We start from the raw sequence: 13290 nt of genomic DNA, 5'->3' as shown, positions 1-13290 counted from the left end.
AAGGCGAATTAGTCTCATGTTATGTGGAGGAGATCACGGTTTTTTGCGGGCTTTGTGGCCCTGGTGGCGGTGTGGAGTCTGCTGGGGGTTCCCGGGCGGGCTGCTGAAGGCGGGGATCCGGGCTCGGCCGGTGGGCCGGTGCAGGGGTTGCTGGACGCGCACACGCACGTCGAAGGGCACGAGAACATGGGCGGGAGGATCATCTGCGGCAAACCGTTCGACCCCGACGGGATCGAGGAGGCGCTGCGGGACTGTCCCGACCACGGGCCGAACGGCCAGTACGCCGTCATCGAGAACTTCTTCGTGCACGGCACCGCCACCGGGGAGCACGCCACCGACGGCTACCCGACCTTCAGCTACTGGCCGGCGCACAACTCCCAGACGCACCAGATGGTGTACCACACGTGGCTGGAGCGGGCCTGGCGCGGCGGCCTGCGGATCCTCGTCGACCAGCTCGTCGCCAACCGGATCCTGTGCGACGTCTACCCCCTGAAACGCAACAAGTGCGACGAGATGGACACCGTCCGGCTGGAGATGCGGCGCGCCCGCGAGATGCAGTCCTACATCGACGGCCTGAACGGCGGCCCCGGCAAGGGCTGGTTCCGGCTCGTCACCTCACCCGAGCAGGCACGCCAGGTCATCGGCCAGGGCAAACTCGCCGTCGTCACCGGCATCGAGGCGTCCGAACCGTTCGGCTGCGGCAAGTTCCTCGGCGTCCCCAAGTGCACGAAGGCGCAGATCGACCGCGGCCTGGACGAGGTCAAGGCGATGGGCGTGTCCAGCATGTTCGTCTGCCACAAGTTCGACAACGCGCTGTGCGGGGTCCGGTTCGACGGCGGCACCGCGGGCCTGCTCGTCAACGCCGGGAACTTCCTCAGCACCGGACAGTTCTGGCAGGTCGAGCGCTGCACCGGCGTCCCCGACAACACCATCATGTCGCTGCGCTCCCTGCCGCCGCCGCTCGGCCAGTGGCTCGGCGTCCCGCTGCCCGGCCTGCCCAACTACCCCGACGAACCACACTGCAACAAACACGGGCTCACCGCGCTCGGCGAACACATGATCCGCGGCATGGCCAAACGCGGCATGATCATCGAGATCGATCACATGAGTGCGAAAGCCGCCGACCAGACCCTCACCCTGCTGGAGAAGCTCCGCTACGGCGGCGTCATCTCCTCCCACAACTGGACCGACCCGTCGTTCCTCCCGCGCGTCTACCGGCTCGGCGGCATGGCCACCCAGATCCAGCCGCGCCCCGACCGGGCCGTCCCCTACTGGCGCACCCTGAAGGCCGCGTCCGACCCCGGCCACCTGTTCGGGTACGGCATCGGCCTGGACGCCAACGGCTTCGCCAGCCTTCCCGGACCCCGCGCGGGCAGCACCGTCACCTACCCGTTCACCTCGCCGTTCGACCCGTCCGTCACGTTCGACCGGCTCACCACCGGGCAGCGCACCTGGGACTACAACACCGAGGGCGTCGCCAACTACGGCCTCGTCCCCGACTGGCTCGAGGACCTCCGTCAGACCGCGCCGCCCGCCATGCTCACCGACCTCGCCAACGGCCCGGAAGCCTACCTCCAGATGTGGGCACGAGCCCGCGACCACCGCTGAACCCGCCGTCTCCGGGCTCCACCACGGAGCCCGGAGACACCACGACGACCCGTCACCCGCCGTCCGACACGGCGGCCGCGTAACGTCCCGGAAAGTCCAGATGGGGGAGGCCCAGCGGATTCGGCCGGGCCGCACCCCCCTCCTCGTCCGGGACGGCCTCCGGTGGCTGCCGCGCGCTCCATTCGGCGGCCTCCCGGACGCGGTCGGCGTGCGGCCGGACGGGTTTGCCGCTCCCCGTCAGGCACGGCCGCCCCGCCGGGGCCGCACAGCGCGGACAGTCGACCTTGTACGGCTTCGCGTCGGCCGCCCGCACGACCGGACGCCGCCCGCCCGACGTCCTCACCGGTTCGGGAGGCAGGGGCGAGACGTCCGTCTCCGAGGCGTCCTGGCCGTCCTCCGTCCCGCGACCGAGCATCCGCTGGTACTCGGCCTCCCGCTCAGCCCACTTCGCGCGCAACTGCGCCCTCGTCTTCCCCATGCACCGCACCGTAGGGCACCAGCCCCCTCCCGACACGAAGAAATGCCTGGCCGCCCGGCTTTTCCCCCACCGCCCCCAGCCCCCGCCGGACCCCGCCCCCCAACAGCGGCCTGACCGCGCGCCTCGCCGATGTGACCCGGACGGGCAACAGCACCCGCGGCATCGCGACGCCGCCTGTCGTCCAGCGCGTCGGGGGTCGGCGCTAGGAGCACCTCGGCAGCCCCCGCACGGTCGTGAGTGACGGAGGGGAGCGACCCGGCCCCGCCCCGTCGCGGGAAATCGGTTGGTGCTCGACCCTGCGGGGTGGGTAGTTTCGGGGTATGTCCTTCCAGATCTTGATCTACGGCTGACGCCGACGGGACGGCGCCGCCCCGTGTTCCGGTGTGTCGTCACCGCCGCGCCCAGGTGACGCCCCGGTTTCCCTGTTCCGGTCGATCTGTGAAGTGGGTTTCTCATGTCTTCTCGCCGTGCGCATATCGCGATGGTCGGCATTCCCGCGGTCAGCCACGTGCTGCCGAGCCTGGAGGTCATCGGTGAGCTGGTGGCGCGCGGCCACCGGGTGACGTACGCCAACGGCGCGGCGGCCGCCGACCTGGTGGCCTCCACCGGGGCGGAGTTCGTCCCCTACACCTCGACGCTGCCCGTCGCCGACAACGACTGGCCGGAGGACCCCATCGGCGCGATGGGCGTCTTCCTCGACGACGCGATCGGGATGCTGCCGCAACTGCGGGCCTTCTACGACGACGACCCTGCCGAGGTGTACCTGTACGACATCGGAGCGTACGCGGCGCGGGCGCTGGCCGAGTCGCAGGGCCGTCCGTGCGTGCAGCTGTCCCCGGCGATCGTGGCGTGGAAGGGCTACGAGGAGGAGGTCGCCGCGCCGATGCTGGCGCTGCCGGGCGCGGACGCCTACCAGGAGCGGTTCACGCGCTGGCTCGCCGGATGCGGCGCCACCACCACCGACCCGGCCGTGTTCTCCGGCCGTCCCGCGCGGGCGGTGGCGCTGATCCCGAGCGCGATGCAGCCGAACCTGGAGGGGGTCGACACCGACGTGGTGACGTTCACGGGCCCCTGCCTGGGCGGCCGCGCCGAACAGGACGGCTGGAGGCGTCCGGACGGCGCCGAGAAGGTCCTGCTGGTCTCGCTGGGGTCGGCCTACACACGGCAGCCGGAGTTCTACCGCGCCTGCCTGGCCGCCTACGGGAACCTGCCGGGCTGGCACGTGGTGCTCCAGATCGGCAGGTACGTCGATCCGGCCGAGCTGGGCGTGATCCCCCCGAACGTCGAGGCGCACGCCTGGGTGCCGCAACCCGCGATCCTGCGGCAGGCCGACGCGTTCGTCACGCACGCGGGCATGGGCGGCTGCGGCGAAGGGCTCCTAGCCGGAACCCCGATGATCGCTGTCCCGCAGGCCGCCGACCAGTTCATGAACGCCGACCGCCTGGTCGCCCTCGGCGTCGCCCGCCGCCTCGACCCCCCCGACGCCACCCCCGAAGCCCTACGCACCACCCTCCTAGACCTAACTTCGAACCCGACCGTCGCCCGCCGCACCGCACAACTCCGCACCCAAACCCAGGCCGAAGGCGGCGCCCCCCGCGCCGCCGAAGTAATCGAATCCCACCTACCCTGACCCCACGCCACGCGCGGCACGCTCAGGCACACAAAAGGGTTTGCGGGGCTCGCCACACCCCGGTCATGCTGCGCGAGTGAACCTCACGGAGGCGGCACGCGCCTGGCGAACCGACGGGTTCGTCGTCCTTCCGGCCTTTCTTCCCGCGCGGGAGCTGCGGGCGGCGGTGGACGGGCTGGGCTCCCTGTTCCCGTCGGCGCAGGGGTTCCACGACGGCACCGATCCGCGGGCGGCGCGCTTCGTCGGCGACGAGTTCGCCGGAATCGACACGTTCCCGTTCGCGAGCACCGCCGTGAGCCTGCTCGCGGCGCACCCCCGGCTGCTGGATCTCGCCCAGGCGCTCCTGGAGGACGACGACATCCGGATCTCCTCGGCCGAAGCGTGGGCGAAGTACACGGGCGCCTGCGACTACGACCAGGACCTGCACCGCGACTACCTCAACCACACGCTCCTGGTGCCCGGCACCACGCCCGAACACCGGCAGGTGGAGATGTTCCTCTTCCTCAACGACGTCCCCGAGGACCTCGGCCCGCCCCACCTCGTCCCACGCAGGCACACCGAAGACATCCCCGCCGTGCCGAACTGGCTCCTGAAGGAAGGACGAAAAGGCGGCGGGCGGTTCGACGACGACAGCGGCAGCCCCGACCTGTACGAGGTGGAGGTGTCCGGGACCGGTCCGGCGGGGACCGTCATCGCGTTCGAGACCGGCACGTTTCACCGCGGCACCCGGCTGACCGCGCCCGGCGGCGCCCGTTTCAGCATGCAACTCGGCTTCCGACCCGCCGCCCTGGAGTGGGGCCATCGGACCGGATGGGCCGCACACGGATTCGACCCGCGCTGGGTGGACTTCGTGCACCGGGCCACCCCCAGGCAGCTGCGCGTGTTCGGCTTCCCACCGCCAGGGCACCCGTACTGGACGCCGGAGACACTCGCCGGGGTGGGGCTCCGGTATCCCGGGCTCGACCTGGAGCCTTGGAGGTCGGCGCACGGGGCGGGTTAGCGGCGGGAGGGGTGGAGCGGGAGGCGCTTGTCGGTGCGGTGGTCGCCTGCCCGCGTCGGTGCGCTCCCAGCTGCGCTGGTTTGCGTAGGCGACGAACAGCCGCCAGATCGACGCGCCCGTCCCGGGGCCGTCTCGCCGGGCGGTGTGGCGTGGATCACGGGACATGTCGTCCCTGGTTGCTGTTCCGGTCGGCGGGTTGGCTGGGGTGCATGAACGAACGCATCACTGCAGCTCACTGGATCAACGGACGTCCGGTGCCCGTGGCCGGGCCGGTTCTGGACGTCGTCAATCCCGCCACCGGCGAGGTTGTCGCGTCCGTCCCGTGGGGCACGGCGGCCGACGTCGACGCGGCGGTCGCGGCGGCTTCCGCGGCGCTGCCCGGATGGGCGGCGACCCCGCCCGAGAAGCGCGCCGCGGTCCTGCGGCGGGTCGCGGCGGGGCTGCGGGAGCGCGGCGCGGAGATCGCGGCGACGATCACCGCGGAGATGGGCGCGCCGATCACCCTCGCCCGGACCGCGCAGGCGACACTGCCCGTCCTGGCGACGGAAGCGGCCATCGCCGCCGCCGAGGACTTCCCGTGGACGGAGGAGGTCGCCAACTCCCTCGTCGTGCGGGAGCCGATCGGCGTGGTCGGCGCGATCACCCCGTGGAACTTCCCGCTCCAGCAGCTCGTCACGAAGGTCGTCCCGGCGCTGCTCGCGGGCAACACGGTCGTGCTGAAACCGTCGGAGATCGCGCCGCTGACCGCCCGGATCTTCGCCGAGACCACCGCCGACGCCGGACTCCCCGCAGGAGTCCTCAACGTCGTGCACGGCACCGGGCCCGTCGTCGGCGAGGCCATCACCACCCACCCCGGGATCGACATGGTGTCGTTCACCGGCTCCACCGCCGCGGGCAGACGCGTCACCGTCGCGGCCTCCGAGACCGTCAAACGGGTCGCCCTGGAACTCGGCGGGAAAGCAGCCCACATCATCCTGCCTGACGCCGACCTGGAGGAAGCCGTCCTACGCGGCCTCGCCTACGCGTGGACCAACGCGGGCCAGGCGTGCGGCGCCTGGTCACGGATGCTCGTCCCCGAGGAGCTGCACGACCGGGTCGTGGAGATCCTGCGGGAGGCAGCCGCAGGCTACACCGTCGGCGACCCGACCGACCCCGGCACCGCCATCGGGCCCGTCGCCACCGAAGCACAACGCCGGCGTGTGGACGCCTACATCCAGCGCGGCATCGCCGACGGCGCCACCCTCGTGGTCGGCGGCCCAGGACGGCCCGACGGGCTCGACACCGGCGCCTACGTCCAGCCGACGATCTTCGCGCGCGTCGACCCCGACTCGGTGATCGCCCAGGAGGAGATCTTCGGACCCGTCCTCATGGTGATCCCCTACACCGACGAGGACCACGCGGTGGAGATCGCGAACGGCACCGTCTACGGGCTCAACGCCGCCGTCGCCGGAAGCCCCGACCGCGCGACCGCCGTCGCCCGACGGCTCAGGGTCGGGCAGGTCGCCGTCAACGCCGCGCAGCTCAACTTCCGGGCCCCGTTCGGCGGCTACAAGCAGTCGGGCAACGGCCGTGAACTCGGACGCGAGGGCCTCGCGGAGTTCCTGGAGACCAAGGCCATCGACCGCTGAACCGCCCCGCGGGGGCCCCCGCCCCGGGGCCCACGGCGCGGAACAGACACCCGTCCGGAGGCGTTGTCGTGGTTCCAGGCGCATCGGGGGAGGGGAAACCGGCATGGACCGCGGTGAACTCGCACGTTTCCTGCGCGGCAGGCGGGCGGCGCTGCAACCGGAGGACGTCGGGCTGCCGCGCGGCCGCCAGCGGCGGACCAGCGGGCTGCGCCGCGAGGAGGTCGCCGCGCTCAGCAACATGTCCACCGACTACTACAGCCGGATCGAACAGCGGCGCGGCCCGCGCCCCTCAGCGCCGGTGCTCGGCGCGATCGCCCGCGCCCTGCGGCTCACCGACGACGAACGCGACCACCTGTTCCGGCTCGCCGGACACCCCCCGCCCGCGCCGAGCACCCGCGCCGACCTGCCTGAGCCGGGCATCCTCCAGATCCTGCGACGGCTGGAGGACACGCCCGCCCACATCGTCAACCACCTCGGCGAGACCCTCGCGCAGAACCGGCTGTCCCGGCTCCTGCTCGGCGACCAGACCGCCCACACGGGCCCGGCGCGCGCCCTGGCCTACCGGTGGTTCACCGACCCCGCCGAACGGCGCCTCACCCCGCCCGAGGACCACACCCGGCACGGCAGGGCCCTCACCGCGCAACTCCTGGCCGCCCACACCCGGGACCCGCGCGACCCCCGGAGCCGCCGCCTCGTCGACGACCTCCTCGAACACAGCGCCGAGTTCGCCGACCTGTGGAGCGAACGGCCCGTCACCGGGCCCTACTGCGCCGACAAGCGGCTGGAACACCCCCGCGTCGGCGCCCTGGACCTGCACGGGCAGAGCCTCCTGGACCCCGGCGGCTCCCAGATCCTCACCGTCCTCACCGCCGTCGAGGGCGGCGACTCCGACGGCAGACTCCGATTCCTGTCCGTCCTCGGCGACGACACCGCCCTCACCCGCTGACCCCCGGCGAGCCTCGCCGGGTTCGTCTCGACCCCGCGCGCGGACGCGGACACCGTCAGCATCGCGACGCCGCGCCTCGGTGCGGGGTGTCAGGTGTGGCCGGGCCAGTCGGGGTAGTGGGTCTCGCCCAGGATCGCTGCGGCCGCCGGGACGAGGGTGTCGTCGGCCAGTTCGGCGCCGAAGTAGCGGGCGTGCGGGTCGGTGACGACCTGGCGTGGGTCGTCGCGGGCGGCGAGAGCGTCACGGAAGAACGTGTCCATCCGGAACCGGTCGGGCCCGGCGACGTCGATTCTGCCGTTCAGCGGTGTGCCGACCGCGGTTTCGGCGACGGCGCGGGCGACGTCGTCGGCGGCGATCGGCTGGAAGGAGACGGGGGCGACGCGGACGGTGCCGCCGTCGGTCGCGGCGTCGGCGATGCTCGGCACGAACTCGTAGAACTGGGTGGCGTGCACGAGCGAGAACGGGATCGCCGACTTCTCGATCAGCCGCTCCTGCGCGATCTTCGCGCGGAAGTAGCCGCTGTCGGGCAGCCGCTCGGTGCCGACGACCGACAGCGCCACGTGGTGCCGGACGCCCGCGTCCGCCTCGGCGGCCAGCAGGTTGCCGGTGGAGGTCTCGAAGAACTCCAGCACCGCGGCGTCCTCGAACGACGGCGAGTTCGACACGTCCACGACGACGTCCGCGCCCGCCAGCGCCTCGGCGAGCCCCTCGCCGGTGAGCGTGTCGACACCGGTGTTCGGCGACGCCGCGACCGCCTCGTGTCCCTGCCCGCGCAGGTAACCCACGACCTTCGACCCGATCAGTCCCGTACCGCCGATGACCACGATCTTCATGACTGTCCTCTCCTGTCTCCCGGGCGGCGTCGATCACCGCCTGTCTCCACCAGCCAGGACACGACGCCCCCGCATTTGTGACGGCCCGTACGAACCACCTCTCACCCCGACCCCCACAGCACCCCCAAGCCTCCATTACCGGCTTGACCAGCCGCTAAACGCCGACGCCGTCATCCTCCCGGAACGAGCGAATCAGGGAGACTCAGCCCGGTTTCTCCCGTCCGTCCGATGCCGCGCTCGACACCGGCGGCAGGGCCCTCACCGCTCGCTTCCGGTGCCTGGCCAGTGCGGTCGACAGATCTGGGGCTACATGTCGGTATGACTGGTGCATGGAGTTCTTCTGTTATCACCGGGATCGGGCGGGTTCGCGGGGTCTGCGTAAGCGTTTGGTGGAGGAGCACTGGGCGTACATGGACGGGTTCGCGGACACGATGATCGCGCGCGGTCCGACCTTCGGCCCGGACGGTCCGACGGGGAGCGTCCACCTCCTCGGGCTGCCGGACGCGGCGGCGGCGCGGGCGTTCGCGTTCGACGAGCCCGGCTACCAGGCGGGCGCCTACCGTGACGTCATGCTGCGCCGTTGGCGGAACACGCTGGGCCGGACGATGTGGGACCACCCGATGGAGCGGGACGCCGAAGGCCATCTGGGGTTGGACGACGCCTACCTCGTCATCGGCCTGGGCTCGGGCGACCCCGCCGATCTCACCCCGCCCTCCGACGCGTCCGCTCTCGTCGCCCACGGCCCGCTCCTGTCCGACGACGCCGCCGCCTGGCTGGGCACCGCCGCCCTCGTCCAGGCGTCCGACCCCCGGTCCGCCCGCGCCCTGCTCACGCCCGACCGTTACGCCTCGATCGACGTCCACCCCTGGACGCCCGGCGGCCGCCCCGCCCCTAGCCTCTGATCTGGCGGAGCGCGGTGGTGGCGTAGGTCCAGAGGCGGTCGGCGGAGTCCGGGTCGACGGCGTGGGCGGCGACGCCGTCGGGGCGGTCCTCGTCGCCGTGGAGGGTGGGGGCCTCCTGGTTGTCCTCGAAGTAGCGGCCGGTGACGCCCTTCAGGAGTGGGGAGGCGGCGGCCAGGACGGAGGTGGCGGCGCCCTGCTCGGGTGTCTTGTAGTACGGCAGCGGCTTCAGGTTGCCGTCGTCGTCCATGACGCCGAGGGCGCGCATGGTGTCGTCGGGGACGTGCCGTTGCAGCCGGGTGAGGATGTAGCCGGGGTTGACGGCGTTCGCGGTGATCCCGTCGGACGTCCAGCGGCGGGCGCCCACCGTGAACAGGATCCCGGCGGTCTTGGACTGCCCGTAGGCCGCCCACGGGTCGTACGGCCGCCGCGCGAAGTGCGGGTCGTCGAAGTCGAACGGCTCGCCCCGGTGCGCGCCTGAGCTGACGACCACAACGCGGGCCGACCCGGCGTCCCGCAGCGCCGGGTGCAGCCCGACGGCCAGGGCGAAGTGGCCCAGGTAGTTGGTGGCGAGCTGCGCCTCCCACCCGTACGGGGTGAGGGTGAGGTTGGGCAGGGCGAGGATCCCGGCGTTCGCGACGAGGATGTCCAGGGGCCCGCGCCACGCCCGGGTGAACGCGTCGACCGAGGCCGGGTCGGCCAGGTCGAGCGCCGCCGCACGGACGGAACCGCCGATGTCGGACATCTCCTTGATGAACGGCTCGGCGGACGCGGGACGGCGCGTCGCGATCGTGACGTCCGCCCCGGCGGCCGCCAGGGCCCGGACGGTCTCCAGGCCGAGCCCCGAGGCCCCGCCGGTGACGATGGCGCGCCGCCCGGCCAGATCCACCCCCTCGATCACCTCGGCCGCGCTGGCGTGGGAGGAGAAGGGCGTGGTCAGGAGTTCGGAGTTGTTGTTCATGCCTTCACGCTACGACACGACTGCTGGACGCTCTATGATTGAGAGTCCTTCACTCTTTAGCGATCGTCTAATCGGGGGGTGGTCATGGATCCGCTTGAGGATGTGCTGGCCCTGCTGGAGCCGCGCGGCCACCTGTCGGCGGGCCTGGCGGCGGGCGGCCGCTGGGCCGTGCGGTTCGCGGCCCCGGACACGGTCAAGTTCAACGCCGTGCGGCGCGGCTCCTGCCTCCTGGAGGTCGACGGGCTCGACACGCCGATCCCGTTGGCGGAGGGCGACTGCTACCTCCTCACCCGCCGCGCCCCGTTCACGCTGCGGAGCGGCCCGGAGGCCGTCCCCCTCGACGCGGAAGCCGTGTTCGCCGCGGCCGAGGGCGGCGTCGCCAGGACGGGCGAAGGCGACGACGTGTTCCTCATCGGCGGCGCGTTCTCCTTCGGCGCCCGCGCGCAGGAGCTGCTGCTGGACCGGCTGCCGCCCGTCGTGCACCTCCCGGCCGGAACACCGCACGCCGAGACGGTCCGGTGGGCGCTGACCGCGATCGACCGGGAACTGACGGACCAGCCGATCGCCTCCACCCTGGTCGCGGAGCACCTCGCCGTCGTCATGCTCGTCCACGTGCTGCGCCTGCACCTGGCGCGCGAGCCGCACGCGGTGTCCGGGTGGCTCGCGGGCCTCGCCGACCCCGTCGTCGCGACGGCGCTGACGTCCCTGCACCGCGACCCCGCCCGCCCCTGGACGGTCGCGGACCTCGCGAGCGCCGCCGCCGTCTCCCGCTCCACCCTGGCCGCCCGCTTCAAGGCGACCGTCGGCCAGGGCCCGCTGGAGTACCTCACCCGGTGGCGCGTCGAACTGGCCGCCCGGCAGCTCCGCGAAGGCACCGGAACCCTCGCGTCCATCGCCCGCTCCGTCGGCTACGGCTCCGAAAGCGCCCTCAGCGTCGCCTTCAAACGCACCCTCGGCATCCCGCCCGCCGCCTACCGCAGACACCCAACACACGCCTTCGACCCGCCCAGCGGGGCCTAAGCGGGGCCGGTGTGGTCGCCGGCCTTCCCCCGCCAGTCCGGGGCGCGGCGCTCCCGCCACGCGGCGGCGCCCTCCAACGCGTCGTCGGTGCCCAGGAGCGCCAGGTGCGCGCGAGTCTCCTCGCGCTCGACGGCGTCGAGGTCAAGGTCGGCCCACACGAGCCGTTTACTGACGGCGACCGAGGCGGGGTTGGCCTCTGCCGCGACCTCGCGAGCCAGGGCCAACGCCGCAGGCAGCACCTCGGCGGCGGGCGTCGCCCGGCTGGCGATCCCGGAAGGCCTCCAAGGAGGATCGGAGAGGACATGGACGTTTCCGTGCTCGCCGAAATCGACGCGTTGGCAGCCCGCGGGAAGATCGTCATCGCCGCGGACGACGACACCGTACTCTCGCTGGTGAAAGAGGCGATCGAAACGGAGAAATCCGTTTCCTTCTATCTGACCCCGGAGCAGGCGAAGGCGGTCCGGGCCTGGTACTGGACGTCCGCGCGGATCAAGGCCCGAGGCTTGGCCAAGGTGTCCGACGAGGAGCTGGAAAAGATCTACTCCGAACTCGGGATAGCCGACCTGGGGACTTTCCGCTTCACTCCGACCGTCTGCCCGTGCGGCCACACCTACGGCGCCTTCGAGTTCTTCCAACAGGGAATCAACGAACACGGCGTGGACACCGTCAACGCCGTACTCTCCGCGAAGAACACCAAACTCTTCCAGGTGAATCCGCGCTTCACCCCGCTGTGCCCGTCCTGCGGCCAGAAGCCCCTCCGCGACGACGGCGGAATCGAGTACGAAGGCGACACCTACGGCGGCTGCTCCTGCTGCGCCGCCGCCCTGGAGTGAAGCAACACCGGTCGTGCGCAACCCCCGACACGTCCGTCCGCCACGGCCCCACGCTCGCGGGCCGGTCGGCAGCGGGTCTGTATCTGCGGTGAGGCTGGGTGCGGTGAGCGTCTCGGACCGGATCGTCCGGCACCGGGAGCCTTCCAGCACTCGGCTCCGCCTGGCGGGTTACGGCACCTGGTGGCGGGCCCCATGCTCGGTTCGGCCACCGCCGGGCTCGTGGCTGCGGCGGTGGCCGAGTTGGGCGGTCAGGTCCGCGCGGTGCGCTCGGGTGTGTCCTCCGGCGGGGTGCTCAAAGCGGCGGGGTGGGCTTCGGCTCGGGCGGCTCGTTCTCGTTGGGTGGCGGCGTCGGCTCGGGCGGTGGTGAGGTCGGCTTCGAGGCGGGCCTGGACGGCTTGGGCGGCGGCCGCTGCGGCGCGCGCCTCGCCCAGGTCGTGGACGGTGTGGGTGGCTTCGGCGCGCGCGGCGGCCGCCTGGGCGGTCGCTTGCTCAAGGGCGGTGGACAGGCGGGTCTGGGTTTCGGCGGCCTCGTGCCGCGTGGTCCGCAGGTCGGCTTCTGCGGCTTCGGCGCGGGCCTGCTGCGCGGTGGCCTGGCCCCGCGCGTCGGCGAGTGCCTCACGGGCCTGGCCGAGCGCGCCGCGCAACTCCTCGTTCTCACGCGCGCGGGTCTCTAGCAGCGCGGTGAGTTCGGTGAGACGGGCACGGGCGTGCTCGGCGTCGTGCTGACGCGCCCGTCGCGCTTCGGCGGACTCGGCGACGGCGGCGTCCCGCGCCTGTTCGGCCGCGCCGCGCGCGGTCTCGGCGGCGGTACGCGCCTGCTGGTGCGCCTCGACGCGCTCGGCCGCCTCGACGCGCGTGCGTTCGGTCTCCGTCCGGGCGGCGGCGGCGTCCCGCTCACTGGCGGTGCGCGCGGCCCGGTCGGCGCGCGCGTCCTCGACGGCGCGCGCGGCGGCCGTCTCGGCGGCGTCGGCGCGGGCCTCGGCGTCGGCGGCGGCCTGGCGTGCGGTGCGCGTCTCGGCCTCGGCCCGCTCGACGCGGGCGAGCGCACCGGTCTGCGCCTTGTCGAGGAACCCGGTGAGCTCGGCGAGCTGCGCCTGGAGCGCGGCGATCGCGGCGGGCACGTGCTGGGCGAGTGCCTCGGCGTGCTTGAGCGGCTCCTCGACGAGGGCGGCGTCGGCCGCGCGGCGCTCCCGGCTGGCCTGGTCGGCGTGCGCCTTGGAGCAGTACTTCGGCGGCCGTCCGCGCCCGGCGGGCGGCAGCGGAAGCTCACACCCGTCCAGCCCGCACACGCCGCGCGGTGCGGGGACGGGGGAGCCGTCGCCCGGGGTCGGTCCGGTCGGGTGCTGTTCTGCTGCCGCAGGGATCTCTTCGTTCACACACCCATCCTATCTTTTCGCGTAGAGAACACGCGTATTGGTTTTCGCGTGTCGCGATACGCGTTAATCGATCCCGAA

The 13290-nt window shown here is 72.5% G+C and carries 13 protein-coding genes; 8 read left to right on the top strand and 5 right to left on the bottom strand.

Going from position 1 to position 13290, the window contains the following annotated elements:
• Positions 1 to 138: 138 nt before the first annotated feature.
• A complete protein-coding gene (locus LO762_RS21640) occupies positions 139 to 1608 on the top strand; it encodes a membrane dipeptidase (RefSeq protein ID WP_230617682.1) in 1470 nt (489 codons plus the stop codon).
• A gap of 52 nt (positions 1609 to 1660) precedes the next feature.
• Here the strand turns inward: LO762_RS21640 and LO762_RS21635 are convergent, their stop codons facing one another.
• Positions 1661 to 2086 carry a hypothetical protein gene (locus LO762_RS21635; protein ID WP_230617681.1) on the bottom strand — a complete coding sequence of 142 codons (426 nt, stop codon included), beginning with the start codon at positions 2084 to 2086 and terminating at the stop codon, positions 1661 to 1663.
• Positions 2087 to 2540: 454 nt separating this feature from the next.
• Between LO762_RS21635 and LO762_RS21630 the strand changes: the two genes are divergently transcribed.
• The 4 genes from LO762_RS21630 to LO762_RS21615 all read left to right on the top strand — a co-directional run bounded on the left by LO762_RS21630 (position 2541) and on the right by LO762_RS21615 (position 7290).
• Positions 2541 to 3716, top strand: a complete 1176-nt coding sequence (locus tag LO762_RS21630; protein WP_230617680.1) for a macrolide family glycosyltransferase — start codon at positions 2541 to 2543, stop codon at positions 3714 to 3716.
• A 76-nt stretch (positions 3717 to 3792) separates the two neighbouring features.
• On the top strand, positions 3793 to 4716 hold the full coding sequence (locus LO762_RS21625) for a phytanoyl-CoA dioxygenase family protein (protein ID WP_230617679.1): 924 nt from the start codon (positions 3793 to 3795) through the stop codon (positions 4714 to 4716).
• A gap of 209 nt (positions 4717 to 4925) precedes the next feature.
• Positions 4926 to 6344 (top strand): aldehyde dehydrogenase family protein, encoded by a 1419-nt coding sequence (locus tag LO762_RS21620; RefSeq protein WP_230617678.1) that lies wholly within the window; start codon positions 4926 to 4928, stop codon positions 6342 to 6344.
• 103 nt (positions 6345 to 6447) lie between these two features.
• Positions 6448 to 7290, top strand: coding sequence for a helix-turn-helix transcriptional regulator (locus LO762_RS21615; RefSeq protein ID WP_230617677.1), 843 nt, complete (start codon positions 6448 to 6450; stop codon positions 7288 to 7290).
• An 89-nt stretch (positions 7291 to 7379) separates the two neighbouring features.
• On the opposite strand, the gene LO762_RS21610 is transcribed toward LO762_RS21615, so the two are convergent.
• Positions 7380 to 8123, bottom strand: a complete 744-nt coding sequence (locus tag LO762_RS21610; protein WP_230617676.1) for an SDR family oxidoreductase — start codon at positions 8121 to 8123, stop codon at positions 7380 to 7382.
• Positions 8124 to 8452: 329 nt separating this feature from the next.
• Here LO762_RS21610 and LO762_RS21605 point away from each other — a divergent pair, with 329 nt between their 5' ends.
• Entirely contained in the window at positions 8453 to 9025 is a 573-nt protein-coding gene (locus LO762_RS21605; RefSeq protein WP_230617675.1) for a YciI family protein, read from the top strand.
• On the opposite strand, the gene LO762_RS21600 is transcribed toward LO762_RS21605, so the two are convergent.
• Positions 9015 to 9983, bottom strand: a complete 969-nt coding sequence (locus LO762_RS21600; protein ID WP_230617674.1) for an SDR family NAD(P)-dependent oxidoreductase — start codon at positions 9981 to 9983, stop codon at positions 9015 to 9017. The genes LO762_RS21605 and LO762_RS21600 overlap by 11 nt on opposite strands.
• 84 nt (positions 9984 to 10067) lie before the next feature.
• Between LO762_RS21600 and LO762_RS21595 the strand changes: the two genes are divergently transcribed.
• Positions 10068 to 11003 (top strand): AraC family transcriptional regulator, encoded by a 936-nt coding sequence (locus tag LO762_RS21595; RefSeq protein ID WP_230617673.1) that lies wholly within the window; start codon positions 10068 to 10070, stop codon positions 11001 to 11003.
• Here LO762_RS21595 and LO762_RS21590 read toward each other — a convergent pair.
• Positions 11000 to 11227 (bottom strand): hypothetical protein, encoded by a 228-nt coding sequence (locus LO762_RS21590; protein WP_230617672.1) that lies wholly within the window; start codon positions 11225 to 11227, stop codon positions 11000 to 11002. The two genes, LO762_RS21595 and LO762_RS21590, sit on opposite strands and share 4 nt — an antisense overlap.
• A gap of 78 nt (positions 11228 to 11305) precedes the next feature.
• Between LO762_RS21590 and LO762_RS21585 the strand changes: the two genes are divergently transcribed.
• Positions 11306 to 11836, top strand: coding sequence for a hypothetical protein (locus tag LO762_RS21585; RefSeq protein WP_230617671.1), 531 nt, complete (start codon positions 11306 to 11308; stop codon positions 11834 to 11836).
• A gap of 248 nt (positions 11837 to 12084) precedes the next feature.
• On the opposite strand, the gene LO762_RS21580 is transcribed toward LO762_RS21585, so the two are convergent.
• The gene (locus LO762_RS21580) at positions 12085 to 13212 is read right to left on the bottom strand and encodes a hypothetical protein (RefSeq protein ID WP_230617670.1); all 1128 of its coding nucleotides are present in this window, start codon (positions 13210 to 13212) and stop codon (positions 12085 to 12087) included.
• Positions 13213 to 13290 lie beyond the last annotated feature (78 nt).

Origin of the sequence: Actinocorallia sp. API 0066 (assembly GCF_020991275.1) — a bacterium.
Classification (GTDB): domain Bacteria; phylum Actinomycetota; class Actinomycetes; order Streptosporangiales; family Streptosporangiaceae; genus Actinocorallia.
The sequence above is the reverse complement of the archived record's forward strand: the minus strand, read 5'-3'. Positions and strand labels throughout refer to the sequence as shown.

Bases quoted from the DNA above. Each gene is read 5' to 3' on its own strand.
- LO762_RS21585 (WP_230617671.1), top strand. From the start codon at position 11,306: ATGGACGTTTCCGTGCTCGCCGAAATCGACGCGTTGGCAGCCCGCGGG.
- LO762_RS21635 (WP_230617681.1), bottom strand. From the start codon at position 2,086: ATGGGGAAGACGAGGGCGCAGTTGCGCGCGAAGTGGGCTGAGCGGGAG.
- LO762_RS21610 (WP_230617676.1), bottom strand. From the start codon at position 8,123: ATGAAGATCGTGGTCATCGGCGGTACGGGACTGATCGGGTCGAAGGTC.
- LO762_RS21630 (WP_230617680.1), top strand. From the start codon at position 2,541: ATGTCTTCTCGCCGTGCGCATATCGCGATGGTCGGCATTCCCGCGGTC.
- LO762_RS21615 (WP_230617677.1), top strand. From the start codon at position 6,448: ATGGACCGCGGTGAACTCGCACGTTTCCTGCGCGGCAGGCGGGCGGCG.
- LO762_RS21620 (WP_230617678.1), top strand. From the start codon at position 4,926: ATGAACGAACGCATCACTGCAGCTCACTGGATCAACGGACGTCCGGTG.
- LO762_RS21605 (WP_230617675.1), top strand. From the start codon at position 8,453: ATGGAGTTCTTCTGTTATCACCGGGATCGGGCGGGTTCGCGGGGTCTG.
- LO762_RS21600 (WP_230617674.1), bottom strand. From the start codon at position 9,983: ATGAACAACAACTCCGAACTCCTGACCACGCCCTTCTCCTCCCACGCC.
- LO762_RS21595 (WP_230617673.1), top strand. From the start codon at position 10,068: ATGGATCCGCTTGAGGATGTGCTGGCCCTGCTGGAGCCGCGCGGCCAC.